Origin of the sequence: uncultured Cellulomonas sp., from assembly GCF_963527515.1 — a bacterium.
Taxonomy (GTDB): domain Bacteria; phylum Actinomycetota; class Actinomycetes; order Actinomycetales; family Cellulomonadaceae; genus Cellulomonas.
Window position 1 is genome coordinate 44,320 of the sequence record NZ_CAURTV010000009.1, and the last position, 23,957, is coordinate 68,276.

At 73.6% G+C, this 23,957-nt stretch carries 24 protein-coding genes; 12 read left to right on the forward strand and 12 right to left on the reverse strand.

Annotated features, from left to right (window positions below):
* Positions 1 to 237: 237 nt before the first annotated feature.
* Positions 238 to 1,524, forward strand: a complete 1,287-nt coding sequence (locus RYN42_RS04590) for a PP2C family protein-serine/threonine phosphatase (RefSeq protein ID WP_315094123.1) — start codon at positions 238 to 240, stop codon at positions 1,522 to 1,524.
* Between the two features lie 92 nt (positions 1,525 to 1,616).
* Entirely contained in the window at positions 1,617 to 2,588 is a 972-nt protein-coding gene (locus RYN42_RS04595; protein ID WP_315094124.1) for an aldo/keto reductase, read from the forward strand.
* On the opposite strand, the gene RYN42_RS04600 is transcribed toward RYN42_RS04595, so the two are convergent.
* Positions 2,536 to 5,307, reverse strand: coding sequence for an HAD-IC family P-type ATPase (locus tag RYN42_RS04600; RefSeq protein WP_315094125.1), 2,772 nt, complete (start codon positions 5,305 to 5,307; stop codon positions 2,536 to 2,538). The genes RYN42_RS04595 and RYN42_RS04600 overlap by 53 nt on opposite strands.
* 121 nt (positions 5,308 to 5,428) lie before the next feature.
* Between RYN42_RS04600 and RYN42_RS04605 the strand changes: the two genes are divergently transcribed.
* The 6 genes from RYN42_RS04605 to RYN42_RS04630 all read left to right on the forward strand — a co-directional run bounded on the left by RYN42_RS04605 (position 5,429) and on the right by RYN42_RS04630 (position 9,380).
* On the forward strand, positions 5,429 to 5,926 hold the full coding sequence (locus RYN42_RS04605) for a flavodoxin domain-containing protein (protein ID WP_315094127.1): 498 nt from the start codon (positions 5,429 to 5,431) through the stop codon (positions 5,924 to 5,926).
* Between the two features lie 105 nt (positions 5,927 to 6,031).
* Positions 6,032 to 6,448: a CBS domain-containing protein gene (locus tag RYN42_RS04610; protein WP_315094128.1), complete on the forward strand. Its 417-nt coding sequence runs from the start codon at positions 6,032 to 6,034 to the stop codon at positions 6,446 to 6,448.
* A gap of 93 nt (positions 6,449 to 6,541) precedes the next feature.
* Positions 6,542 to 6,724: an Rv0909 family putative TA system antitoxin gene (locus RYN42_RS04615; protein ID WP_315094129.1), complete on the forward strand. Its 183-nt coding sequence runs from the start codon at positions 6,542 to 6,544 to the stop codon at positions 6,722 to 6,724.
* A gap of 111 nt (positions 6,725 to 6,835) precedes the next feature.
* Positions 6,836 to 7,042, forward strand: a complete 207-nt coding sequence (locus RYN42_RS04620; protein WP_315094131.1) for a hypothetical protein — start codon at positions 6,836 to 6,838, stop codon at positions 7,040 to 7,042.
* Between the two features lie 130 nt (positions 7,043 to 7,172).
* Complete coding sequence (locus tag RYN42_RS04625) at positions 7,173 to 7,451, forward strand: STAS domain-containing protein (RefSeq protein ID WP_315094132.1); 279 nt, start codon at positions 7,173 to 7,175, stop codon at positions 7,449 to 7,451.
* An 87-nt stretch (positions 7,452 to 7,538) separates the two neighbouring features.
* Entirely contained in the window at positions 7,539 to 9,380 is a 1,842-nt protein-coding gene (locus tag RYN42_RS04630) for an MBL fold metallo-hydrolase (RefSeq protein ID WP_315094133.1), read from the forward strand.
* A gap of 31 nt (positions 9,381 to 9,411) precedes the next feature.
* On the opposite strand, the gene RYN42_RS04635 is transcribed toward RYN42_RS04630, so the two are convergent.
* The 4 genes from RYN42_RS04635 to RYN42_RS04650 all read right to left on the reverse strand — a co-directional run bounded on the left by RYN42_RS04635 (position 9,412) and on the right by RYN42_RS04650 (position 13,312).
* Positions 9,412 to 10,344, reverse strand: a complete 933-nt coding sequence (locus RYN42_RS04635) for a carbohydrate ABC transporter permease (RefSeq protein ID WP_315094134.1) — start codon at positions 10,342 to 10,344, stop codon at positions 9,412 to 9,414.
* Entirely contained in the window at positions 10,344 to 11,306 is a 963-nt protein-coding gene (locus RYN42_RS04640; RefSeq protein WP_315094135.1) for a sugar ABC transporter permease, read from the reverse strand. Before RYN42_RS04640 ends, RYN42_RS04635 begins: the two co-directional genes overlap by 1 nt.
* A gap of 148 nt (positions 11,307 to 11,454) precedes the next feature.
* Positions 11,455 to 12,678 (reverse strand): PP2C family protein-serine/threonine phosphatase, encoded by a 1,224-nt coding sequence (locus RYN42_RS04645; protein WP_315094137.1) that lies wholly within the window; start codon positions 12,676 to 12,678, stop codon positions 11,455 to 11,457.
* A gap of 52 nt (positions 12,679 to 12,730) precedes the next feature.
* The gene (locus RYN42_RS04650) at positions 12,731 to 13,312 is read right to left on the reverse strand and encodes a DUF2231 domain-containing protein (RefSeq protein WP_315094138.1); all 582 of its coding nucleotides are present in this window, start codon (positions 13,310 to 13,312) and stop codon (positions 12,731 to 12,733) included.
* Positions 13,313 to 13,506: 194 nt separating this feature from the next.
* Between RYN42_RS04650 and RYN42_RS04655 the strand changes: the two genes are divergently transcribed.
* Genes RYN42_RS04655 through RYN42_RS04665 form a run of 3 tightly spaced genes read left to right on the forward strand, consistent with a single transcriptional unit; the run spans position 13,507 to position 16,615 of the window.
* Positions 13,507 to 16,002, forward strand: a complete 2,496-nt coding sequence (locus tag RYN42_RS04655; protein WP_315094141.1) for a nitrate reductase — start codon at positions 13,507 to 13,509, stop codon at positions 16,000 to 16,002.
* A complete protein-coding gene (locus RYN42_RS04660; RefSeq protein WP_315094143.1) occupies positions 15,999 to 16,427 on the forward strand; it encodes a hypothetical protein in 429 nt (142 codons plus the stop codon). Before RYN42_RS04655 ends, RYN42_RS04660 begins: the two co-directional genes overlap by 4 nt.
* A 23-nt stretch (positions 16,428 to 16,450) precedes the next feature.
* Entirely contained in the window at positions 16,451 to 16,615 is a 165-nt protein-coding gene (locus RYN42_RS04665; RefSeq protein WP_315094144.1) for a DUF2188 domain-containing protein, read from the forward strand.
* Between the two features lie 9 nt (positions 16,616 to 16,624).
* Here RYN42_RS04665 and RYN42_RS04670 read toward each other — a convergent pair whose 3' ends face one another.
* From RYN42_RS04670 to RYN42_RS04685, 4 genes are all read right to left on the reverse strand, one after another.
* The gene (locus RYN42_RS04670) at positions 16,625 to 18,220 is read right to left on the reverse strand and encodes a RecQ family ATP-dependent DNA helicase (RefSeq protein WP_315094146.1); all 1,596 of its coding nucleotides are present in this window, start codon (positions 18,218 to 18,220) and stop codon (positions 16,625 to 16,627) included.
* A gap of 7 nt (positions 18,221 to 18,227) precedes the next feature.
* Positions 18,228 to 19,079 carry an SDR family oxidoreductase gene (locus tag RYN42_RS04675; RefSeq protein ID WP_315094147.1) on the reverse strand — a complete coding sequence of 284 codons (852 nt, stop codon included), beginning with the start codon at positions 19,077 to 19,079 and terminating at the stop codon, positions 18,228 to 18,230.
* A gap of 1 nt (position 19,080) precedes the next feature.
* Positions 19,081 to 19,350 (reverse strand): hypothetical protein, encoded by a 270-nt coding sequence (locus RYN42_RS04680; protein WP_315094149.1) that lies wholly within the window; start codon positions 19,348 to 19,350, stop codon positions 19,081 to 19,083.
* 137 nt (positions 19,351 to 19,487) lie between these two features.
* On the reverse strand, positions 19,488 to 19,775 hold the full coding sequence (locus RYN42_RS04685) for an acyl carrier protein (protein ID WP_315094151.1): 288 nt from the start codon (positions 19,773 to 19,775) through the stop codon (positions 19,488 to 19,490).
* A gap of 215 nt (positions 19,776 to 19,990) precedes the next feature.
* Here RYN42_RS04685 and RYN42_RS04690 point away from each other — a divergent pair, with 215 nt between their 5' ends.
* Positions 19,991 to 20,977 (forward strand): UDP-glucuronic acid decarboxylase family protein, encoded by a 987-nt coding sequence (locus tag RYN42_RS04690; protein ID WP_315094153.1) that lies wholly within the window; start codon positions 19,991 to 19,993, stop codon positions 20,975 to 20,977.
* On the opposite strand, the gene RYN42_RS04695 is transcribed toward RYN42_RS04690, so the two are convergent.
* From RYN42_RS04695 to RYN42_RS04705, 3 genes are all read right to left on the reverse strand, one after another.
* Positions 20,969 to 21,895 (reverse strand): glycosyltransferase family 9 protein, encoded by a 927-nt coding sequence (locus RYN42_RS04695; RefSeq protein WP_315094155.1) that lies wholly within the window; start codon positions 21,893 to 21,895, stop codon positions 20,969 to 20,971. The genes RYN42_RS04690 and RYN42_RS04695 overlap by 9 nt on opposite strands.
* On the reverse strand, positions 21,892 to 22,596 hold the full coding sequence (locus RYN42_RS04700) for an SDR family oxidoreductase (RefSeq protein WP_315094156.1): 705 nt from the start codon (positions 22,594 to 22,596) through the stop codon (positions 21,892 to 21,894). The genes RYN42_RS04695 and RYN42_RS04700 overlap by 4 nt, the downstream gene beginning before the upstream one ends.
* A partial coding sequence (locus RYN42_RS04705) for a PfkB family carbohydrate kinase (protein WP_315094157.1) occupies positions 22,593 to 23,957 on the reverse strand: 1,365 nt, incomplete at its 5' end. The genes RYN42_RS04700 and RYN42_RS04705, both read right to left, overlap by 4 nt.

Below are 23,957 nucleotides of genomic sequence, written 5' to 3' on the forward strand. Positions count from 1 at the left end.
GTGCACGAGGCCGCCGCGCTCCTCGTCCGGCGCGCGGGCCGGAGGGAGCGATGAGCGGCGCGACCCTGACGACGGAACGCCAGCGCCAGCTGATCCAGGTGGCGCACTCGCGTGGCCAGATGTCGACCGACGCGCTGTGGCAGCGCTGCTTCGCCCTGGGCGCCACGATCGGGCCCCGGGGAGCTGGAGGCGTATCTCGACGGGCGGCTCGACCTGCCTGCCGCGGAGGCGGACCGGGTGGCGCTCGCCGTCAACGAGCGCCTCGACGACCTGCACTGGAGGCACCGGGCGCCGTACTCGCGCGTGGTGCGCCAGCTCGACCGGCCGGGGGGCCCGCTCGCGGCTCTGACGTCCCTGCTGCGCGCCACGCACCTCGTGGCTCCCGACACGCTGGCCCACGCCGTCGACGTCGGCGCGCGCGAGCTCGGTGTGCGCGCCGTCGCCTACCTCGTCGACGACGCGGACGAGGTGCTCGTCGCGGTGGCGGAGCCGCCCGAAGACGCGGTCCTCGACGTGGACGCGACGCTGGCCGGCCGGGCCTACCGACTGCTCGAGACCCAGCGCACGACGACGGGAGCACCGCGGCTGTGGGTCCCCATCCTCGACGGTGCGGAGCGGCTCGGTGTGCTCGAGGTGGTTCTCGACGACCCGCGCGACCTCGACGACCCGACGCTGCGCCGCCAGTGCTGGTGGTTCACGCACTACCTGGGACACCTGGTGACGGCGCTGGACGCGTACGGGGACAGCATCGACGCCCTTCGTCGACGCCGGACCAGGGAGCTCCCGACCGAGCTGGTGCGCGCGCTGCTCCCACCACTGACCGCAGGATCGGACCGGGTGCTCGTCAGCGGCCGCCTCGAACCCGCTGACGCCGTCGGCGGCGACGTCTTCGACTACTCGATCTCCACCGACCGGTTCCAGCTCTTCATCGCCGACGCCACCGGGCACGACCTGCGCGCAGGGCTCGCAGCCTCCGCGGCGGTCGCCGCCTACCGCCACGAGCGCAGGCTGGGGCACGGGCTGCTCCAGCAGGCGCAGGGTATCCAGGACGCGGTCGCCGACCAGTTCGCCGGCGAGACCTACGCCACCGGGGTGCTGCTGGACCTGGACCTGGGCACCGGACACCTGCGCTACCTGAACGCGGGGCACCCGGCGCCGCTGCTGATCCGGGACGGCAGGGTGGTCCGAGAGCTCCACCGTGGCAGGCGTCCGCTGTTCGGGCTCGAGGCGCGCGAGACGACCGTCGCGGAGGAGCACCTGGAGCCGGGTGACTCCGTCCTGCTCTACACCGACGGGATCATCGAGGCCCGGGACGCGTCGGGGACGAGCTTCGGGCTCGACCGGCTGGTGGAGATGCTGGAGCGGTCGGCCCCGGAACAGCTCCCGTTGCCCGAGGTCCTGCGCCGGGTGCGCCGTCGGATCCTCGCGCACCAGGAGGGGGTCCTGCAGGACGACGCGACCCTCGTCCTGATGCAGTGGACCACCGAGGGCCAGGCCGCGCTCGAGCCCGACCCTCCGGTGTGAGCGCGGTCGGCCGGCGGGCGAGGTGACGACTCGCGCTGAGTGCGGACGGGGGACAGGCTGGACGCGGCCGTCCGAGGACCTGAGGAGTGCACATGGAGTACCGCCAGCTGGGGAAGACAGGCCTGACCGTGTCCGAGATCGGCTACGGCGCGTGGGGCATCGGCGCCTCGGCGTGGATCGGTGCCCGTGAGGACGACTCGGTGGCGGCGCTGCACCGGGCGATCGAGCTGGGGGTGACGTTCATCGACACGGCCCGGGGCTACGGGGAGAGCGAGCGCATCGTCGGCGGGGTCCTGCACGACCACCCGGACGTCCTGGTGGCCACGAAGGTCCCGCCGAGGAACGGCACCTGGCCGGCTCCCGGTGGGCTGCACCCGGACGAGACGTTCCCGGGCGCGCACATCCGGCAGAGCCTGGAGACCAGCCTCGCCGCGTCCGGCCTGGAGGCGTTCGACGTGCTGCAGTTCCACGTCTGGAGCGACGAGTGGGTGGGCAGGGGCGACTGGCTGGAGACGATCGCCGACCTGCGCCGGGAGGGCAAGATCCGGTTCTTCGGCGTCTCGATCAACGACTACCAGCCGGAGAACGCCCTTGAGCTGGTCCGCAGCGGCACGGTGGACACCGTCCAGGTCATCTACAACGCGTGGCACCAGCAGCCGGAGGAGCAGCTGCTGCCCGCCTGCGCCGAGCACGGCGTCGGCGTGATCGTGCGCGTGGCGCTCGACGAGGGCGGGCTGACGGGGCGCATCACGGCGGGGTCGACGTTCCCCGAGGGCGACTTCCGGAACACCTACTTCGGCGGTGACCGACCGGCCCAGGTTGAGCAGCACGTCGACGCGCTCGTGGCAGAGCTGGGTGTCACCACGGGGGAGCTGCCCGACCTCGCGCTGCGCTACGTCCTGGACCACCCGGCCGTGTCCACGGTGATCGCCGGCATGCGCACGGTGCGCAACGTCGAGCGCAACGCCGCCACGAGCGACGGCCGGCGGCTGACCGAGGCGCAGCGGGAGGTCATCCGGCGCCACCGGTGGGAGCGGAACTTCTACCGGGCCCCCGGCGCGTAGCGCTCAGGCGCAGGGCGGCCTTGGCGGCCTCGATCACCAGGAACACCAGCACCGCGATCCCGGCCGTCAGTGCCCAGCCGTGCACACCGATCGGGCTCGAGCCGAACCACGCGTGCATGAACGGCGCGTAGGTGAACACCAGTTGGAGCGCGATCAGCGCGCCGGCGGACACCCACAGGCTGCGGTTGCCGGTGAGCACCCGTGTGGTGAGCGCGGACCCGTTGAGCAGGCGGCAGCTCAGCAGGAACGCGAGCTGGCCGAGGGCCAGCATCATCACCGCGGACGTCTGCGCGACGGCGTAGTCACCGGTGCGGTCGCGCTCGAGGACGAAGACGGCCAGCGTCGCGGCGCCGAGGACGACCGAGGCGGTCAGGACGAGCGCGATCGCGTGCGGGGAGAGCACCTGCTCGGTCGTCGACCGGGGCGGCCGCCGCATGATCCCGGGTTCCGCGGGCTCGCCCGCCAGGGTGAGCGACAGGGTGAGCGCGGTGATGAGGTTGATCCACAGGATCTGCACGGGGGACAGCGGCAGGGCCAGCCCGGCCAGGACGGCGACCAGGATCACCAGCGACTGCGCTCCGTTGGTGGGCAGCAGGAAGACGACGGCCTTGCGGATGTTGTCGTAGATCCGCCGGCCTTCCTCGACGGCCCGCTCGATGGTGGCGAAGTTGTCGTCGGCGAGGACGATGTCCGCGGCCTCCTTGGTGGCCTCGGTGCCCTTGATGCCCATGGCGACACCCACGTCCGCGCGGGTGATCGACGGGGCGTCGTTGACGCCGTCGCCGGTCATCGCCACGACCTCGCCGTGGAACTGCAGGGCCTTCACGATCCGGAGCTTGTGCTCCGGGGAGGCGCGGGCGTAGACGTCCACGTCCCGGACCACCTCGCGCAGCTCGTCGTCGTCCATGCCCTGCAGGTCCGCGCCGGTCAGCACCCGGACCCGGCCGTCGACCGGCACGATGCCCAGCTCGCGGGCGATCGCCGTGGCGGTGCCCCGGTGGTCGCCGGTGATCATCTTGACCCGGATGCCTGCGGAGTGCGCCTCCGCGATCGCGGCGGTGGCCTCGGGTCGCGGCGTGTCGACGATGCCGACGACGCCGAGGAACGTGAACCCACCGCCGAGGTCGCCCAGCGCGAAGTCGTCGACCCCGTCGGCCGGCCGGACCGCGGCGGCGAGCACCCGGAGCCCCTGGGCGGACAGTGCGTCGATCCGCTCGTCCCACGCGTCCCGGTCCAGCGCCCGGACGTCGCCGTCCTGACCGCGCTCGGTGCCGGCGCGGTCGAGCAGGCGGTCCGGGGCGCCGACGGCGTGCACCACCCGGGTGGTCCCGTCGGGCAGGTCGTCCAGCGTCGCGGCGAACTTGTGCGCGGAGTCGAACGGCACCTCGCCGACGCGGGCCGCTCCGCGCACGTCCACGCCGGCCTTGGTGGCGAGGACGTCCAGAGCGCCCTCGGTGGGCTGGCCGACGACGCGCCAGCCGTCCTCGGTGGGCTCGACGTGGGCGTCGTTGCACAGGACGACGGCCAGCACCAGGGCGGCCAGGTCGGGGTGGGCGCCCAGGTCCGCCGTCGTGCCGTCCGCAGAGACGACACGTCCCACGGGTGCGTAGCCGGTGCCCTCCACCGTGTAGGCGGCCGCGGCCGTGACCACGGTGCGAGCCGTCATCTCGTTCTGCGTCAGGGTCCCGGTCTTGTCCGAGCAGATGGTCGTCGTGGAGCCGAGCGTCTCGACCGCCTGCATCCTGCGCGTGATCGCGCGCTGCCGGGCCATCTGCTGCACGCCGAGCGCCAGCGTGATGGTGACCAGCGCGGGCAGCCCCTCGGGGACCGCGGCGACCGCGAAGCCGATGGCGGCGGAGATCAGCTCGTCGACGCCCAGCCCGTGGACGAACCGGCCGACCAGCAGCATGACGACGGCGAGGACACCGATGAGGACCGACAGCTGGGTACCCAGGTGCGCGAGCTGACGGGCGAGCGGGGTGTCGATCGCGTGCTGCTCGCTCACCAGCTGGGAGATGCGGCCGATCTCGGTGTCGCGGCCCGTCGTGGTCACCACACCCTCGCCGGTGCCCGCGGTGACGATCGTCCCGGAGAACAGCATCGGGGTCCGGTCGCCGATGCCCGCGTCGGGACCGGTCACCTCGACCGACTTGGTCGCCGGCACAGACTCGCCGGTCAGCGCGGACTCGTCGACCTGCAGCTGGGTCGCCGTGAGCAGCCGGACGTCGGCCGGCACCCGGTCCCCGCCGCGCACCCGGACCACGTCGCCGACGACGAGGGCCGCCGACTCGACCACCCCCCAGTCGCCGTCCCGCAGCACCTGTGCGCTCAGCGACTGCATCCTGCGCAGCCCCGCCAGCGCCGAGGCCGCCCGGCCCTCCTGCACGAACCCGATCAGGCCGGTGGCGACGATGACCGCCACGATGACGGCGAAGTCGACCCAGTCCCGCGTGAGCGCCTTGAGCACGGCCGCCGCGACCAGGATGTAGATCAGCACGTCGGCGTACTGGCTCAGCAGGCGTCGGAGCACGGACGGCTGGGGCGGCTCCGGCAGCTCGTTGCGCCCGTCGCGCGCGAGCCGTTCCTCGACCTCCCGTGCGGTCAGCCCGTCGGCCGAGCCGCCGACGGCCCGCAGAACCTCCTCGCCGGGCAGCGCCCACGGCGCCGGCAGCGGTAGTGCGCGAGGCTGGCCATGAGTGGGAGCGGGCACGACGCCCATCCTTCCAGCGGGGTCCCGCAGCGCCAGCCCCGGGACCTCCGGCCCTTCTCGTGGTCGGGGCGGTGCTCGACCATCAAGAGGTGCCCGCGGTGCGCGGGTCGATCGACGGACGGAGCTCGGGATGTCGCACGTGCTGGTGGCCTACGGGACGTCCCGAGGCGGGACCCAGGGTCTGGCCGATCTGATCGGGAACGACCTGCGCGGCCGTGGCCACGACACGGTCGTCCGCGCGGCGGGCGACGTCGGCGAGCTCCGGGACGTCGACGCGGTCATCGTCGCCGGCAGCCTCTACGCCGGGCGCTGGCACCGGGACGCGCGCCGACTGGTGAAGCGCGAGGCCGTCGCCCTGTCCGCTGTGCCGGTGTGGCTCGTCGCCACCGGGCCGCTCGACGGCACGGCAGCGCAGGGTCAGATCCCACCCGTGAAGCATGTCGCCGACGCCGCCGAACGCATCGGTGCGCGCGGCGTGCAGACCTTCGGCGGCCGCCTCGACCCCGACGCCAAGGGCTTCCCTGCCAGCGCGATGGCCAAGACCAGCGCGGGGGACTGGCGGGACGCCGAGCACGTGGCCCGCTGGGTCGAGCAGGTCGACGGCGAGCTCAGGGCCCTGGTGCCCTGACCCGCGGGGGCTGCCTCGCCGGGATGCGGGCCGACCGGTGGTGGTCGACAGTGGTCGGGCGGTGCAGCAGGCTGCCGCGCGCAGCACTTCCCGGGAGGACGTCCTATGGCACACACCGTGTCCGACTTCATGACCTCGCACCCGACGGTGGTCGAGGTGACCGACACCCTGCGGTCCGTGGCGCAGACGATGGCCACGCAGGACCTGGGTTCCCTGGTGGTGGCGGAGAACGGCTCCGTCGTCGGCATCGTCACCGACCGTGACCTCGTGGTCCGTGGCCTGGCCGAGGGCATCGGGCTGGACGCACCGGTCGGTCAGCTCGCCACCGGCCGGCTGGTCACGGTCCGACCCGGCGACGACGTCGCCGAGGTGGTCCAGCTCATGCGCGACAAGGCGGTCCGGCGGGTGCCCGTGCTGGACGGCGACCAGGCGGTCGGCATCGTGAGCCTCGGTGACCTGGCCGTCGCGCTCGACTCCGACTCGGCGCTGGCCGACATCTCCGCGGCCCCGCCGAACGACTGACCCACCGCGTGCGGCGGCGCCGGAGCCGACGCACGATGAGGTGCGGCCGAAGCAGGCGACCGCGGACGGCAGCGTGACGAATGGGTGGTGCACATGGGTATCGACGACCTGAAGAGCAAGGCCACGGACGCCCTGGACAGCGACAAGGGCGAGAAGGCCAGCGACACCGGGTTCGACAAGGCGCGCGACGCGGCGTCGTCGGCCACCGGCGGGTCGCACGACGAGCAGATCACGAAGGTCCAGACGTCGGCCGACGAGCGCGTCGGCGACGAGTGACCGGTTGACCGCGACCGGCACCCCACGGACGCAGCGGTCCGGGGGTGCCGGTCGTCGTCGTCCGCGCCCACCCCGGATGCGTGCGTCGACCTGCGGTGCGAGCCTGGGCGGATGACCACGACACCCGACTCGACCCCCACCACACCGGACGACGGCACGGCGCCGCCCGACGACTCCACGACGCCCTACGACCCGGCGACGGACCCGGACGCGGATCCCGGGATGCTCAACCCGCGCACCGGGTCGGCGGCCGCCGACGACGGCGACGAGGGCAGCGACCCCGACGCCGACCCGGACCAGCTGAACCCGCGCGACTGACGACCTCGGTCGCAGCCCGGCGGCAGCTCCCGGCGGGGGTGGGCCTCGCGGCGGTCGCACGGCGGACGTATCCTCCGACTGCTGGCACCGTGAGAAGCGACGGTGCGTCGGCGAGTGGTCGGAGAACGACATGGACGTCACGATCCAGCTGGGCGTGCACGGCGCCCCCGCCCTGATCAGCGCGGCCGGGGTGCTCGACGTGCACTCCGCGCCGGGGTTCCGGGAGACGGTCGCGCGGCTGCTCGAGGTCGCGGGGCCTCATCCCCGGCTGGACACCTCCGGGCTCGACGTGCGCGACCACGCCGGAGCCGCCGCACTGCAGTGGCTGCAGCGCCACAGCCGGGAGTTCGGGGGCTCGGTGCGCCCCGCGGGAGACGACGAGGCCGCACTGCGGGTCGGTGGCGGCTGACCCGGAGCCGCCCGCCAGAAGCTGGTTCCGCGTGGTGACGACGCGTGCTGTTGAAGCGGTTCGTGCCGGTTCCTAGCATGGGGACGTATGGCCCGGTCGCAGCTGGCGGAGGTGGCTCTCGGGGTGTTCCGGGTCCGGGACACGTGCCACGTCTACGTGGTCGTCGCGCCGGGATCGCGCAGCGGCATCGCGGTCGACTTCGGCTCCGGGCTGGTCCTCGACCTGCTCGACGAGATCGGGATCGACCGGATCACCGACGTGCTGATGACCCACCACCACCGGGACCAGGGACAGGGGCTGCCCCGTGCGGTCGGCGCGGGCGTCCGCGTGCACGTGCCACCGGTCGAGCGGGACCTGTTCGACGGCGTCGCGGACATGTGGCGGACACGACCGCTGGACAACGACTACAACGTGCGCCAGGACCGGTTCTCCCTTCTCGAGCCGGTGCCGGTGCACGCCGTGGTGCCCGAGTACCGGACCCAGGAGTACGGCGGGGTGCAGATCACCACGCTGCCGACGCCGGGCCACACCACGGGCTCGGTGACGTACGTCCTGGAGCGGGCCTGTGCACGCATCGCCTTCACGGGAGACCTCGTCTACGCCCCCGGCAAGGTCTGGTCGCTCGCCGCGACGCAGTGGAGCTACACCGAGACCGAGGGCGCGGCGATGACCGTGCTCAGCTGCTGGACGCTCGCACGGGAGCACCTGTCCTTGCTGCTGCCCTCCCACGGGGAACCGATGGACGACCCGCCGCACGCGCTCGCCCTGCTCGCGACCCGGATGCAGGCCTACGTCGACTCCCGCCGCCCGTTGCCGTGGGACCTGCGGACGCGTCTCGACGAGCCGTACCTGCGGCTCACCGAACACCTCCTGCTCAACACGTCGAGCACCTCGTGCAGCTACGCGCTGCTGTCGCGCTCGGGCGCCGCGCTGCTCGTGGACTACGGCTACGACATGACCACCGGGCTGCCCTCGGGGCACGACCGGGCATCGCGGCGACCGTGGCTGGCGTCGCTGCCGGCGCTGCGGCGCACCTACGGCGTCGGTGCGGTCGAGGTGGCCCTGGCGACGCACTACCACGACGACCACGTGGCCGGGCTGAACCTGCTGCGGGAGGCCGAGGGCACCGAGGTCTGGGTGCCGGCGAGCGTGGCCCCGATCCTCCAGGACCCGTCGGCCCACGACCTGCCGTGCCTGTGGTTCGACCCCGTAGCGGTGGACCGGGTGCTGCAGCCGGGCACGACCGTGCGGTGGCACGAGTACGACATCACGGTGCACGACCTGCCCGGGCACACCCTCTACGCGGCCGCCTTCGAGGTTGAGGTGGACGGTCTGCGGGTCCTGTTCACGGGCGACCAGCAGGACGGTCAGGGGATCCCCGGGCAGCGACGCGAGTTCCTCAACTACCAGTACCGCAACCGGTTCCGCGCCGAGGACTACCGCCGCAGCGCGGCCCTGTACCGACAGATCGCCCCCGGGGTCATGGTCTCGGGGCACTGGGAGCCGAGGTGGGTGGACGACGAGTACCTCGAGATGCTGGCCGCCCAGGGGGAGGAGGTGGTGGAGCGCCATCGTGAGCTGCTGCCGGTCGACGTCGCGGGTCCGGGCGCCGACGGCATCCTGGCGCGGATCGAGCCCTACCGGTCACGCGTTCCGGTGGGCGGCACCGTCCGCCTCACCGCGACGGTGCACAACCCGCGGCAGGATGCGCAGCAGCTGACCGTCCGGATGGCGCTGCCGGCCGGCTGGGCCAGCGAGCCGACGGACGTCACGGTCACGCTGCCGCCGGCAGGGTCGGTGGCCCTCCCGTTCGAGCTCACCGTGGGTGACAGGCCACGCCGACGGGTGCCTGTCGCCGTCGACGTGCGGATCGGGGAGCTGCACCTCGGCCAGCACGCCGAGGCTCTGGTCGACGTGGTGGGGAGCTGACGTCACGGCGCAGGGGTGCACCCGAGGTGCGCTACCCCTTGCGACCGGTCGTCGCGACGCCCTCGATGAAGTACCGCTGCCCGAACGCGAAGAGCAGCAGCATCGGCAGGGTGACCAGCAGCGACGCCACCATGACGTACTGGTAGTCACCCTGCCCCCCCGCCGTCGGGCTGTACTTCGTCATGGCGTAGGCGATGCCCAGCGGGGCCGTGAAGCCCTCGACGCTGCCGGCGTTGAGGTAGATGAGCGCGGCCTGCAGGTTGTTCCAGCTGGCTTGGAACTCGAACAGCAGCACGATCACGAACGACGGCACCGACAGCGGCATCGCGACCTTCCAGAACATCGTCCAGTAGCTCGCCCCGTCGATCCGGGCCGCCTCGAAGAGCTCGCGAGGCAGGCCGAGGAAGAACTGGCGCTGCAGGAAGATGTAGAACGCCGAGCCGAACAGGTTGGCGCCGAAGAGCGGGATCCACGTGCCGAGGGCGCCCAGGTTCTTCCAGATCAGGTAGATCGGGATCATGGTGACGGCGCCCGGCAGCATCATCGTCGCGAGCACCAGCCCGAACAGGAGCCCGCGCCCGGGGAACCGGAAGTAGGCGAACCCGAACGCCACCACGGAGCTGGACAGCGCCACGGCGACCGCAGCCAGCACGGCGATCGAGACGCTGGTGAAGATCCAGCTCAGCAGCGGCAGCTGGTCCCACACCTCCGCGTAGTTGCTCCAGTGGAACTCGGCCGGCCACAGCGCGTTGTCGAAGACCTGTCCGCGGCCCTTGAGGCTGGCCGAGAGGAGCCACACGAACGGGTACAGGAAGAGCAGGCTGAAGAGGACGAGCAGGACCCAGAGCACGACGCGGCCGACGCGGCGTCCCGGCCCGGGCCGCTCCGGCGTGGCGACCGGGGTCGGCGGCGCGACGACCACCGGGGGGAGCGGCCGGGGGCCCGCCATCGGCACGGTGGCCATCAGCGGTCTCCTTCGTAGTAGACGAGCCTGTTGCCGAACCGCATCTGCACGAACGTGACCAGCAGGATGATCACGAACAGCAACCAGGCCATGGCGGCGGCGAACCCGAAGTTGAACTGCCGGAACGCCTGCTGGAACAGGTAGACCGCGTAGAACAGGGACGCCTCGGGGGAGGCGTTCGACTGGTCGCGCCAGAACAGCAGGTAGGCGGAGTCGAAGATCTGGAACGCGGCGATGGTGAGCACGATGACGTTGAAGAACATGGCGCTGGAGATCATCGGCAGCGTGATGCTGACGAACCGGCGCACCGGACCTGCGCCGTCGAGCGAGGCCACCTCGTACAGCTCGCGCGGCACGTTCTTCAGAGCCGCCAGGAAGATGACCATGGTGCCGCTGACCGCCCACAGCTGCATGAGCACGATCGACGGCTTGATCCAGACCGGGTCGACCAGCCACTGCGGGCCCTCCACCCCGAACACCGCCAGGAGCTGGTTGATGGCGCCGCTGTTCCCGTTGAGCAGGAGGAAGAAGACCGCAGCCGTCGCGACCACCGGCGTCATGCGCGGCAGGTAGTACAGCGTCCGGAAGAACCCGGCGCCGCGGCCGACGCCGTTGAGGAGCCCGGCGAGGAACAGGGCGAAGACGATCTCCAGCGGGACCGCCAGCAGGGCGTAGAACAGGGTGTTGCCGAGGGCGGTGGCGACGCGGGGGTCCTCGAGGAGTGCGGTGTAGTTCGCGGTGCCCGCGGGCCGCGCGGAGTTGGTGGCCAGGTTGTAGTGGCTGAACGAGATGACGAGGCTGTAGATCATGGCGCCCGCCGTGAACACCAGGAACCCGACGATCCAGGGCGAGATGAACAGGTAGCCGGCGATCGCCTCGCGGCGGTCGAACCGTCCCGCACGTCGTCGACGGGCGGTCGGCACCTGGCCGACCGGCGCCGGCTCCACGCTGAGCCGCGCCATGGGGCACCTCCACCCGTCCGTGCGACGGGAGTCCTGTCGCACCAGCTCGGTGGCCGCGTCCTGACCGCCCGCCGTGGCCGCGCCACGTCGGCGCGAACGTAACCCCCGGCACGGTCGGTCGCAACCGCTGGTCGGCCCGACCGGGCCGTCAGCGCAGGGGGTCCAGCAGCGCCTGACCGGTGGTCGTCCACTGCACCAGCAGGACCGTGGCGTCGTCCTGCAGCACCCCGTTCTGGTAGTCGAGGATCCGCCGGCACACGCGGCGCACCGTCTCGGGCAGCGGCGTGCCCTCGGCGGCCTCCCGCTCCACGAAGTCGACGAGGCGGTCGATCCCGAAGAAGCTCCCCTCCTCGTCGCGTGCCTCGGCGATGCCGTCGGTGTAGAGGACCAGCACGTCGTCCGGCTCCAGGGCCTCTTCGGCGATCGTGGCGCTGCGCATGTCCAGACCCAGCAGCGGGCGGTGCCCGTCGGCCAGCATCTTGACCACCCGGCCCCGCCGCAGGAGCAGGGGCGGCGGGTGGCCGGCGGAGAGGTACCGCAGGACCCCCGTGTGCAGGTCGAGCCGGCCGAGCACGCCCGTGGCGTACATGTGCCCGCCGAACTCGTCGCTCACCGCGCGGTGGATCGACTCGGTCTGCTCGAACAGTCCGTGGCCCTGCCGGCGGGCGTTCCGGTACGCCGCGAGGGCGGTCGCGGCGGCCAGGCCGGAGTGCAGGTCGTGCCCGGTGGCGTCGAGGATCGCGAACTGCGCCGTGTCGTCCGAGAGGGCGTAGTCGAAGACGTCCCCGCCCACCGTGCTGGACGGCTCGAGCCGGCCGCTGACCACGATCTTGTCGGTGGCGGCGGTCAGTGGCGGCAGCAGCTGCCAGACCAGCTCCGCGGACAGGCTCCGGGGGAGCTGGCGCCGGACCTCGTCGATCCCGTCGCCGAACTCGTCGAGGACCGCGATCAGGTGGCCCAGGTAGTGCGTGAACCACCAGCACTGGCGCAGGAACGCGGAGTCCCCGAGCCGGCCCGGCTGCCGGACGACGACCTTGAGGACCCCGAGACGCTCCATCCCGTCGATGATCGGGATCCACAGGTGCGGGTCCGGAGGCGCCGGGGAGGCCTGGACGGCCTGCATCCGGTAGGCGCGTCCCGCGAGCGTGGTGTCGACCGCGAGCGCGGGCAGGGCCTCGTCGTGCGCGCCGACCATCGGCACCAGGAGCGTGTGCGAGTAGTCCGCGAGGTAGACGGTCGCCTCCGCGCCCAGGTGGCCGGCGGCGTCCTGCACGGCGGCGGGCAGCAGGTCGGGGGGCGCGAGGTGGGTGCGCCGCAGGAGTGTGGTCAGCGCGGCGAGGGAGCCGGCCGCGCCGGACTGCTCGAGTGCCATGGAGCCACGCCCCTCACGGGCGGTGACCTGCGCACCGCCCCTCTCGCTCACCTTAGGCCGGGGGGACGCGGGGACCGGTCGGGTCGATGCCCGGGCCGGTGGCCTGCTCGTGCGGTGAGCCGAGCACCAGCACCAGGTGGCCGCCGAGGTAGCCGCTGACGGCCGTGACGCCGCCGGCGAGCATGCTGGCAGCGATGCCCGGACCGCGGAGGCCGCGGCGCCGCAGCAGCCACGAGGTCGTGTACAGCGCGAGCGCTCCCGTGTTCAGCATCGCGTGCAGGGCACCCACCGTGCGGACCCGGTCTCCACCTCGTCGCCAGTCGGCGAGACCGGTCAGTGCGGTCGGAACCGCGGCGAGGACCCCGAGCCCGAGCAGCCGGTCCGCGGAGCCTCCGCCGTCCGACCCCACGACGTCGAGCACCGAGCTGCTGACCCACAGCCCGATCGGCAGGTCGGTCATCAGCGGGTGGGCGGCGTGGCCGAGGGGAGCCCCGCGCAGCAGGTCGCGCACGGCCGGGGGGGCGGCGACGGCGTCGGCCACCGGGCCGAGGGCGCGGGCGACGGACTCGAGCGCGGGGGAGCTCTCGGCGGCCTCGGCGAGGCGGCGCGGGAGAGGGGTGGATGCAGGACGCATGACAGGTCCGTCCGGGACGCGGGAGCCAGGCCGAGTTCTCCACCTGCGTCGAGCATCGCAGGTAGGACGCCCGCTCGCCCACCGTCCCGTCGACGGGTTGCGGCACCTGCCGCGTGCGAGCACGCTCGTCGCGACGGTCGAGGAGCGGCTGCCCGCCGGGCCCAGCGGGGCGATCCGCACGACGGGAGCAGTCCATGTCCGGGGACGCGAAGCGTGGAGCAGCACCCGTGGCCCGCGACCGGATCGCGGAGCCGTGGGGGACGCGCACGCCCTACGGCGACGGCGCGCCGTGGCCCGTGCGCGTCGACACGTTCCTGCAGGACGGGACCACAGCCGACCAGGTGGACCGCTGGGTGCAGAGCGCGTCGGTGCTGCACTCGAACGGGGACGGCCTCGACGTCGCCGTCAGGGACGGTCGGATCGTCGGCGTCCGGGGCAGGGCGCACGACCGGGTCAACCACGGCAGGCTCGGGCCCAAGGACCTCTTCGGGTGGCAGGCGAACCACTCGCCCGACCGGCTCACCCGCCCTCTGGTCCGCGACGGTTCCCGGCTCGTCGAGGCGTCGTGGGACGAGGCCATGGACCGGATCGTCGCACGGACCCGGCACCTCCTCGGCGAGCACGGCCCGAGCAGCATCGGCTTCTACACCTCCGGGCAGCTCTTCCTGGAGGAGTACTACGCGCTCGCCGTCGTCGCACGGGGCGGGATCGGCACGCTCCACCTGGACGGCAACACCCGCCTCTGCACGGCGACGGCCGCGGAGGCCCTCAAGGAGTCGTTCGGCTCCGACGGGCAGCCCGCCTCGTACACCGACGTGGACCATGCGGACGTCATCGCGCTCTTCGGGCACAACGTCGCCGAGACGCAGACGGTGCTCTGGTCGCGGATGCTCGACCGGCTCGCCGGTCCGCGGCCGCCGGCCGTCGTGTGCGTCGATCCCCGGCCCACGCCCGTCGCGCGTGCGGCGACCGTGCACCTGGCTCCCCGTCCCGGAACGAACCTGGCGCTCATGAACGGGCTGCTGCACGAGCTGCTCGCGCACGACTGGGTGGACCACGCGTACGTCGCGCAGCACACCGTCGGGTTCGAGGACCTGCGTGCGATGGTCGGGGACTACCCGGCCGAGCGTGCGGCGAACATCTGTGGGCTCGACGTGGACGACCTGCGCGCGGCCGCACGTCTGATCGGCACGGCCGAACGGCTGCTGTCCACGGTGCTGCAGGGCTTCTATCAGTCGCACCAGGCCACGGCCGCCGCAGTCCAGGTGAACAACGTGCACCTGGTGCGGGGCATGCTGGGCCGCCCCGGGTGCGGCGTGCTGCAGATGAACGGCCAGCCGACCGCCCAGAACACCCGGGAGTGCGGCGCGGACGGGGACCTGCCCGGCTTCCGCAACTGGGCGAACCCCGACCACGTGGCGGATCTCGCCCGGGTGTGGAACGTCGACCCGTCAGCCATCCCGCACCACGGCCCACCGACGCACGCCATGCAGATCGTCCGGTACGCCGAGCAGGGGTCGATCGGCCTGCTGTGGGTGCAGGCCACCAACCCCGCCGTCTCGCTGCCGGAGCTGGCGCGGGTGCGGTCGGTGCTCGCGGGCGACGGGCTGTTCCTGGTGGTGCAGGACCTGTTCCTCACCGAGACCGCGCAGCTGGCGGACGTGGTCCTCCCCGCGGCGGCCTGGGGGGAGAAGACCGGCACCTTCACCAACGCCGACCGCACGGTGCACCTGTCGGAGAAGGCGGTGGACCCGCCGGGGGAGGCACGCTCCGACCTCGAGGTCGTCGTCGACCTCGCCGACCGGCTCGGGCTCGTCGACAAGGACGGCGCACCGCTGGTCGCCTGGCGCACCCCCGAGGAGGCGTTCGAGGCGTGGAAGCGGTGCAGCGCAGGCCGCCCGTGCGACTACACCGGCCTCTCGTACGAGATGTTGCGCGGCACCGGCTCCGGCGGCGTGCAGTGGCCGTGCACGTCCGAGGCGCCGGCGGGCACCGAGCGCCTCTACGCCGACGGACGGTTCTGGGCGGACGCGGACAACTGCGAGTCGTACGGCCGGGACCTGCTCACCGGAGCGCCCGTGGACGTCACCGAGTACCGCGCCCTCAACCCGGACGGGAGGGCGATCCTCAAGGCCGCCGAGTACCTGCCGCCCCACGAGCAGCCCGGCGGGGAGTACCCCCTCGCGCTGCTCACCGGCCGGACGCTCTACCACTTCCACACCCGGACCAAGACCGGCCGCGCCCCGCAGCTGCAGGGGGCCGCACCGGACGTGTGGGTCGAGCTGTCCGCGCTCGACGCCGAGGAGCTGGCGCTCGGCGAGGGCGATCTCGCGGAGATCACGACCCCGCGGGGCAGCGTCCAGGCGCGGGTGCGCGTGACGGCGATCCGTCCGGGCGTCGCGTTCCTGCCGTTCCACTACGGCTACTGGGACACGTCGGCCGGCTCCGGTCCGCAGGACGAGGGACGGGCCGCGAACGAGCTCACACGTACCGAGTGGGACGCCGTCTCCAAGCAGCCGCTCTTCAAGTCGGCGGCCGCCCGGGTGCGCAAGGTGGCCGACGGTGAGGGCCACCACGCACCGGCTCCGACGACGACCGCGTCGGCTCCGCTGTCCGCCGACGTCCCGGCCACGCGCGGCGGTCCGGCGGCCGAGGCGGACGAGGTGCTCCGCGGGGAGCCGGTCCCATGAGGGTCTCCCGCCTCCTGCGCGAGATGGCCGCGGCGGAGGCGGACCTCGCCGGCCGCCTGGCGCGCCTCGCGGACGAGCACAGCGCCGACCGGGACGTGTCCCTCGTCGCTCGCGACCTCGCGATCTGGTCCCAGGACCACGCGGCCGGCCTCGCCGAGCGCGCCGGGTCGCGCGTGCCCGACACGGTCGACCCGCCGCCGGTCGCCGACGATCCGGGAGCGACGCTCCTGCGCGACCTGCGCGAGGCGTATCTGGCGGCGTGCGGACTGGCCACCGACTGGGACGTGCTGGGCCAGGTCGCTGCCGCGCGCCGGGACGACGAGCTCGCCGGCCTCGTCGGCCTCTGCGCGCCGCGCAACCAGCGCCAGGTGACGTGGCTGCGCGCCAAGCGCAAGGAGTCGGCGGCGCAGATCGTCCGACGGTGAGACGCCGCGGAAAGGAGAGGGAGATGTCCCACGAGGTGCACACGGTGAGCAGGGACGGGCTCTGGATCAACGAGGTGGAGGGTGAGCCTGTCGATGGCGGCTTCCTGAGCAAGGACGACGCCCTGGCTGCCGGCCGCGACGCTGCGGCGGCCCGGGGAGTCGAACACGTGGTCGACGACGGCGACTGAGACTCGGGTTCACCGTGGCGTCAGTAGCCCGAAGTCGAGCGCGACCTCGGTGTCCAGCGTGACGTAGCCGCGTTCCTCGAAGAGCACCGTGACGCGGTCCGCCTCCACCGCGCTCACGGTGCCGGGACCCCAGTGCTCGTGCACGACCGGCTGGCCTCCGGTGAGCCGGCCGTCCAGCACGTCCACGCTGGTGCCGGCGTCACAGCTGTCGCAGGCCCCGCACCGGTGCGGGTGCTGCTCGCCCAGCAGCTCCAGGAGCAGCCGGCGCCGGCAGTCCGAGGAGTCGGCGTACGTCTGGACCATGGCGACCCGTGACCGGTCGACCGCCCGCTGCCGCTCCCGACGGTCGCGGATCGCGCGCAGTGCCGTCGGCTCGTCGATCGTTCCCGGCCGGTAGCCGCGCTCGTGGGAGTCCAGCGCGCCCACGTCGAGCAGCGCCGCGAGCGCCCGGGACGTCGTGCGCGCGGTGAGTCCGGTGGCGGCGACGACCTCGTGCCGCGTGGTCGCGCCCTGGGTCACCGCACCCAGGACCGCCCGGACGGACGCGGGCCGGGGGCCGCCGGGTGAGCTGAGGAACCTGTTGAGACCCACGTCGCCGGGCAGGACGGCACCGACCGCCCGGGCCGGCTGGTCGTCCCGGCCGGCACGGCCCACCTCCTGGTAGTAGGAGTCGAGGGACGGTGGCAGCCCGGCGTGGACGACGAGGCGGATGTCGGCGCGGTCGACGCCCATCCCGAAGGCGCTCGTCGCGACGAGCAGATCGGTCCGACCCGCCAGGAAGTCGTCCTGCACCCGGGTGCGTTCCGCCGCCGGACGGCCCGCGTGGTACGCCTCGGTCGGCCTCCCGGCGTCGGTCAGCGCACGCGCCAGCGCCTCGGTGTGCCGGTGAGTACGTGCGTAGACCAGGGTCGGTCCCTCCTCGTCGAGGGCGGTCCGGACCACGAGCTCGTCCCGGGCGTCCGAGGTGGCGGCGTGCCGCACGCCGAGCCAGATGTTCGGCCGGTCCGCGTCATGGACCAGGACGCGGGGAGCGGTCATCCCGAGGCGCTCCACGATCTCCGTGCGGACGCGCGGGGACGCGGTCGCGGTGAGCGCCAGGAGCCGCGGGTCGCCCAACCGGTGCACCACGCCAGCGACGGCCAGGTAGTCCGGGCGGAAGTCGTGGCCCCACTCGCTCACGCAGTGCGCCTCGTCGACCACCACCAGCCCGACGTCGGCTCCGACCAGCGCGTCCTGCACCTGCGCGCGCACCAGCTGCTCAGGGGCGAGCAGCAGGACGTCGAGCAGCCCGTCGCCTGCCGCCCGCAGCGCGGCACCGCTCTGGGACCCGGTCCGCGCCGAGCTCACCGAGTCCGCCCGCAGGCCCGCCTCACGCAGGGCGTTGACCTGGTCGCGCTGGAGTGCGAGCAGGGGCGAGACGACCACGGTGAGCCGGCCGGTCATGAGCGTGGCGATGGCGTACACGGCCGTCTTCCCGGCGCCGCTGCGGGCGACGAGCAGCGTGTCGTGCTCGGTCAGCCCGTCCAACGCGTCCGACTGGATGTCCCGCAGTCGTGCACCGGTGCCCAGCACGCGGTGTGCGGCGTCGTGGAGCGTCGCGCTCACACGCCGCTCACGGTCGCCGCCAGTCGTCGGACGTCAGGTGCGACCCGGCCATGGGTCCCATGGTGAGCATCCCGCCGTCGACCGCCCAGGACGCGCCGGTGACGTACCCACCCTCGGGTCCGCAGAGGAGCCGCACGACGGCGGCGACCTCCCGTGCGTCGCCGGGGCGCCCGAGCGGGACCCCGGGACGCTCCTTGCCCTCCAGCACCGACTCGTCCTCCTGGTCGGTCATGGGGGTGGCGATCTCCCCGGGCGCCACGGCGTTCACCGTGATCCCGTGCCCGGCCAGCTCCAGGGCGGCCACCTTCACCAGCAGGCCGAGCCCGCCCTTGGCCGCGCAGTACGGCGCGGCGCCCACGCGTGGCGCGTGCTCGTGGACGCTGGTGATCGCCACGATCCGTCCGCCGGTGCCCTGGTCGACCAGGTGGCGCGCGCTGCGCTGCAGGCAGAGGAAGGCGCCGTCCAGGTCGACGGCCAGCACGTCGCGCCACTGCTGCCAGGTGACGTCGAGCAGCGGGGTCGCGGTGCCGGTCCCCGCGTTCAGCACGACCGCGTCGACGCCGCCCATCGCCGTGACGGCGTCGTCGACCACCCCGGGCGCGCTCGTGGGGTCGGTGAGGTCGAGGTGGAGCACGTGGGCGGTGGCGCCGTGCTGGGCGATCTCGTCGGCAGTCCGCCGGGCGCCGTCCTCGTCGGCGTGCCACGTCACCGCCACGTGCTCGGCGTCGTGGGCGAGCGCGACGGCGCACGCCTTGCCGATGCCCGAGTCGGCGCCGGTCACCAGGACGCGACGCGGCCCACGACCCAGCGTCGGGTCGGGAACCGCGGGGGAGGGAGCGCCGGTGGGGTCGGGGGCCATCTCAGCACCCGCTGGCTTCATGCAGGACGCCCTGCACCTCGAACGGCGCGCACCCCTGTCGGCCGAGGGACAGCTCCGTCAGCAGCTCCACCGTGAGCAGGGCGGGTGTCGCGCGGGCGACGTCCACGACGACGGCGCCGGCGAGCCGCTGCGTGCGGCGCACGAGTGCCGCCAGCTCCAGGAGGTCGTCGGGCTCGAGAGGCCCGCTGACCTCGATCACTGCCGCGTCGCTGCGGTCTAGCCGGACGAGGGTCGGGGGGAGGTGAGACATCGCTGCACGCCTTCGTGAGCAGTGGAGCGGCCACGGCTCGACCCCCTCCCTCACGATAGGCACGCCGTCGCTGGTGCGCGACACGGCGTCGACACGCGGGAGGGGCGGTGGGAGATGCCCACCGCCCCTCGGGCCGGTCACTCGGCGGACGCCGCGTCCTGGAGCGCCCCGCTGCTCCGGTCACCCTGTGGGGACGTGGCCGACGTCCCGTGCTTGGTCAGCTTGGACAGGAACTCGTGACAGCGCTGCGCGCGCTGCGAGTCCTCGCTCATCACCTGCTCGAAGAACGAGGCGATGTCGTCCTTGCCGGCGTTGCGGGCGTCCCGGACGTACTGCCCGTAGTCGTGGCCCGCCTTCAGCGAGTGGTACTGCACGGAGATGAGGTCGAACGTCACGTCGTCAAACCCGGTCTCACCTGTTGCCATGGTGGTCTCCTCGACGGTTGCACGCCGGGCACAACGGCCAGGCGGCTTCCTTGCCAGCCTGCTGCTTGACCGATCTTCACGGTAACCGGTGCCGCGACGGCCGCAACCGGGTGGACGAGCGGCCAGCGGCGATCAGCGGTAGGACTGTGCCTGGGAACCACCTGCCGGCGAAGACGGGGCCGACGACGCGGACGATCCTTCGAGGGGACCCACCGATGCCGCCCTCCCGTGCCCTGTCCACAGCGCCCGACCCGACCTCCGGGCGCGTCGTCGTCACCGGAGGCGCCGGCTTCCTCGGCAGCCACCTGTGCACCGCCCTCCTCGAGCGGGGCGCCGAGGTGGTCTGCCTCGACAGCTTCCTGACCGGCACACCGGCCAACGTCGCGCACCTGATGGACCGGCGTGCCTTCCGCCTCCTGCGGTGCGACGTCACCGACTTCGTGCACGTGCCGGGACCTGTCGACCTCGTCCTGCACCTCGCGTCGCCCGCCTCTCCGGTGGACTACCTGCAGCTGCCCATCGAGACGCTGAAGGTCGGCTCGATCGGGACCTGCCACGCGCTGGGGCTGGCCAAGGACAAGGGCGCGCGGTTCGTCCTCGCCTCCACCTCGGAGGTGTACGGGGACCCGCAGGTGCACCCGCAGCCGGAGGACTACTGGGGGCACGTGAACCCGGTGGGTCCGCGGGGCGTGTACGACGAGGCGAAGCGGTTCGGCGAGGCCCTGACCACCGCCTACCGGACGACCCACGGTGTCGACACCGCCATCGTCCGGATCTTCAACACCTATGGACCGCGCATGCGGCCGCACGACGGCCGGGCCATCCCGACGTTCATCCGGCAGGCCCTCGCAGGGGAGCCGGTGACCGTGGCGGGCGACGGGAGCCAGACGCGGTCGGTCTGCTACGTGGACGACCTGGTGCGCGGGATCCTCGCGCTCGCCGCGCACGGCCACACCGGCCCGATGAACATCGGCAACCCGACCGAGCTCACCGTGCGGCAGATCGCCGAGGACGTGCTCGCCGCCACGGGCTCGCGGTCAGGCCTGACGTTCGTGGGCCGGCCGGTCGACGACCCCGAGGTGCGTCGGCCGGACACCACCCTCGCCGCGGCGGAGCTCGGCTGGGCGCCCGAGGTGGACTGGGCGGACGGCCTGGCCCGCACCGTGCGCTGGTTCGAGCAGGCGTCGAGCGTCTCAGCCTGACCGGGCGAGCAGGCCGTCGACCGCGGACTCCACCTCGTCCGCCGTGATCCTGGCGAGCGCGGGGTCGGTCACGGCGCCGTGCGGGTCACCCGGAGCCGACGCGTGCCCGTGCCAGAGGACGGTGTGCCGGTCCGGGTCGATGGCCGGACCCCACCACCGCGGCGGCACGGGGCCGAACAGGAGGACCGACGGCGTCCCGGTGGCCGTCGCCAGGTGAGCCACCCCGGTGTCGCCGCAGACCAGCAGCATCGCCCCGGCCACCCGCCGGGCCAGCTCCGGCAGCGGGAGCAGGCCCGCCGCCTGGACGCCCGGGCCGGCGGCCGCCGCGATGCGGTCGCAGAGCTCCACCTCCTGCGGTCCGCCGGTCAGCGTGACGGTCATGCCGCGGGACGCCAGCCGGCGCGCCACGTCCGCCCAGCGATCCGTTGGCCACCGCCGTGCCGCCGCCGCAGCGCCGGGGTGCAGGAGCACCTCGTCCGACCGCGGACCGGTCCCGATCGGCAGGCGCAGGTCCTCCCGGTCGCACGGGCCCCCCGCGGACCTGACCAGCCGGCACCACCGGTCGACCTCGTGCTCGTCCGGCTGCCACGCCTCGCCGCCCACCCCGAACGCGACGAGCCGGTCGGGAGCCGTGGCACACAGCAGGTCGTGGCTGCGGGGGCCGCGTCCGTGCAGGTTGACGGCCACGTGCCCTGGCCGGTCCCAGCGCAGCGGGGCGTCGAGGCCGACGGTGTCGACGACCCCGTCGACGACCCCCAGGTCCTGCAGCCAGCGGCCGAGCGTGGCGGGGGCAGCCAGCCAGAGGCGCCGGTCCGGCCACGCCCGGCGCACCCCGCGCAGCGCCGGGACTCCGGTCAGCGCGTCACCGAGCCCGAGCGCCCGCAGGACGAGGACGTCGGCGCCGACCGCCCCGCTCACGGCCAGGAGCTCTCCCCGGACGCCATCACGAGCATCTCCCGGATCTCGCTGCCCACCGGCTGGGTGAGCGCCGTCAGCACGGCGCCCGCCGTGGCGGCGGGGTCGTTCAGCTGGGCGTCCGGACCGGGTCGGTACTGCTCGCTGCGCCCGTCGAAGAACGGCGTGTGCATGCCGCCGGGCACCAGCAGGGTCACCCCGACGCGCCCGGCCAGCTCGGCGGCGAGCGCCTGGCTGAACCCGCGGACGGCGAACTTCGAGGCGCAGTAGGCAGTGGCGTCGCTGACGCCGCGCAGCGCGAGCGTGGACGCGACCGTGACGACGGTCCCGTTCGTCTGCTCGAGGTAGGGCAGGCACGCACGCACGACTGCCACCGTGCCGAACAGGTTGACCCGCACGACCCGTTCCCAGTCCTCGGTGTCGATCTTCGACAGCGGGCCGCACGCGTCGATGCCGGCGGCGGTCACGAGGCCGCTCGGGGCCCCCACCTGGTCCACGAGCTCCTCGAGCGCACGCGCGGCCGCCGTGGAGTCCGACAGGTCCACCAGGACGTGAGCGACACCGTCCCGGGGAGCGACCCGGTCCAGGACGGCAGGGGTCCCACCGGCGGCGGCGACCGCCTCGACGACGGCGGCCCCGAGGCCGCTGGACCCCCCGGTGACCACCACGGTGCCGATGGTGCGCGGTGTGAGAGTGCTGGTCATGCGACCTCCTCGGGCTGGTGCGCGCGGGCTCGTCCCGTGCGCTCGATGAGGGACGTCGTGGACCGACCGTCCAGGTAGGGCAGGAGCACCACGCGACCGCCGCCGGCGCGCACGACCTCGGTCTCGGGCAGCGGGCGCCCCCCGTAGTCGCCGCCCTTCGCCCACACGTCAGGCTGCAGCGCGGCCAGGACCTCCCGCGGGTCGTCCTCGTCGAACACGACGACGGCATCGACGCAGTCGAGCGCCTCGAGCACACGCGCGCGGTCCCCCGCGCGGACCACGGGTCGGCCGGGACCCTTGAGGCGCCGGACGGAGTCGTCGGAGTTCATCACCACGACGAGCGCGTCGCCCAGCTGCCGGGCCGCCTGCAGGGTGGCCACGTGACCGGCGTGCACGATGTCGAAGCACCCCCCGGTAGCCACCAGGGTGCGGCCGCCGGCGCGCAGGCGTGCGGCCAGAGCAGGGACGTCAGCGTCGACGGCGTCCGGGGGCGTCTCCGGGGACGCCAGCACGCGGCGGGTCCGGAACGCCTCGGCGCCCCCCGCGGTGACCCACGCCGAGGCGTCTGCCACGGCCGTGGCGACGGCCGCCGACACGAGCGCGCCGCGAGCCAGCGCGACCACCGCCGACGCGGCGAAGCGGTCGCCCGCGCCGCACGTGTCCCCGCCGCGAGCCGGAGCGGTCGGGACGAACAGCGGCTCGTCGGCGGTCGTGGCGAGGAAGGCCCCGCGGTCCCCGACGGTCACGGCGACCGCGCGCGACTCCCACCTGGCGCGCAGCGCGCGGGCGAGAGAGTCGGGCTCCGCCGTGCCGCTCGGCGCCGCCCCCCGCGCCTCCGCCAGGTTCGGGGTCACCAGGGCGGTCCCGGGGACGGGGGACCCGCCACGGGGGTGGGGATCCCACACCACCGGGCAGCGGGCCGACGCCTCGGTGAGCAGCGCACGCAGCTGCGGGTCGTGGGTCACCCCGGCGCCGTAGTCGGAGACGAGGACGGCGTCGGCCGAAGCGAGCGCCCCGCGGACGCGCTCCACCGGCACCGTGGTCGGGATGCCGGGCCCGCCGTCGTCGACGCGCACCAGCGAGTGCCCGTCGCTGCGCACCCGCACCTTGCGCCGCGTCGGGCCCTCGTGCCCGAGCGGGACGACCTCCACCTCGGCACGCAGGTCCAGGAGGAGGCGGCCACCGTCGGCATCCCGGGCGACCGGGGCCACGAGCGTGACCCGTGCGCCACCCGTCGCGCACAGGAGCGCGGCCAGCCCGGCGCCACCGGGGGAGTCGCGCGTCGCGGTCACGTCGAGCACCGGCGCCGGCGCGTCCGGGCACAGCCGCTCCGTGCGGCCGTTGACGTCGCGGTCCAGCAT

Coding starts and splice junctions, on each gene's coding strand:
- RYN42_RS04630 (WP_315094133.1), top strand. CDS start 7,539: ATGGCCCGGTCGCAGCTGGCGGAGGTGGCTCTCGGGGTGTTCCGGGTC.
- RYN42_RS04645 (WP_315094137.1), bottom strand. CDS start 12,678: ATGGCACTCGAGCAGTCCGGCGCGGCCGGCTCCCTCGCCGCGCTGACC.
- RYN42_RS04625 (WP_315094132.1), top strand. CDS start 7,173: ATGGACGTCACGATCCAGCTGGGCGTGCACGGCGCCCCCGCCCTGATC.
- RYN42_RS04610 (WP_315094128.1), top strand. CDS start 6,032: ATGGCACACACCGTGTCCGACTTCATGACCTCGCACCCGACGGTGGTC.
- RYN42_RS04680 (WP_315094149.1), bottom strand. CDS start 19,350: ATGTCTCACCTCCCCCCGACCCTCGTCCGGCTAGACCGCAGCGACGCG.
- RYN42_RS04620 (WP_315094131.1), top strand. CDS start 6,836: ATGACCACGACACCCGACTCGACCCCCACCACACCGGACGACGGCACG.
- RYN42_RS04605 (WP_315094127.1), top strand. CDS start 5,429: ATGTCGCACGTGCTGGTGGCCTACGGGACGTCCCGAGGCGGGACCCAG.
- RYN42_RS04690 (WP_315094153.1), top strand. CDS start 19,991: ATGCCGCCCTCCCGTGCCCTGTCCACAGCGCCCGACCCGACCTCCGGG.
- RYN42_RS04650 (WP_315094138.1), bottom strand. CDS start 13,312: ATGCGTCCTGCATCCACCCCTCTCCCGCGCCGCCTCGCCGAGGCCGCC.
- RYN42_RS04615 (WP_315094129.1), top strand. CDS start 6,542: ATGGGTATCGACGACCTGAAGAGCAAGGCCACGGACGCCCTGGACAGC.
- RYN42_RS04655 (WP_315094141.1), top strand. CDS start 13,507: ATGTCCGGGGACGCGAAGCGTGGAGCAGCACCCGTGGCCCGCGACCGG.
- RYN42_RS04700 (WP_315094156.1), bottom strand. CDS start 22,596: ATGACCAGCACTCTCACACCGCGCACCATCGGCACCGTGGTGGTCACC.
- RYN42_RS04665 (WP_315094144.1), top strand. CDS start 16,451: ATGTCCCACGAGGTGCACACGGTGAGCAGGGACGGGCTCTGGATCAAC.
- RYN42_RS04640 (WP_315094135.1), bottom strand. CDS start 11,306: ATGGCGCGGCTCAGCGTGGAGCCGGCGCCGGTCGGCCAGGTGCCGACC.
- RYN42_RS04595 (WP_315094124.1), top strand. CDS start 1,617: ATGGAGTACCGCCAGCTGGGGAAGACAGGCCTGACCGTGTCCGAGATC.
- RYN42_RS04600 (WP_315094125.1), bottom strand. CDS start 5,307: ATGGGCGTCGTGCCCGCTCCCACTCATGGCCAGCCTCGCGCACTACCG.
- RYN42_RS04660 (WP_315094143.1), top strand. CDS start 15,999: ATGAGGGTCTCCCGCCTCCTGCGCGAGATGGCCGCGGCGGAGGCGGAC.
- RYN42_RS04635 (WP_315094134.1), bottom strand. CDS start 10,344: ATGGCCACCGTGCCGATGGCGGGCCCCCGGCCGCTCCCCCCGGTGGTC.
- RYN42_RS04675 (WP_315094147.1), bottom strand. CDS start 19,079: ATGGCCCCCGACCCCACCGGCGCTCCCTCCCCCGCGGTTCCCGACCCG.
- RYN42_RS04685 (WP_315094151.1), bottom strand. CDS start 19,775: ATGGCAACAGGTGAGACCGGGTTTGACGACGTGACGTTCGACCTCATC.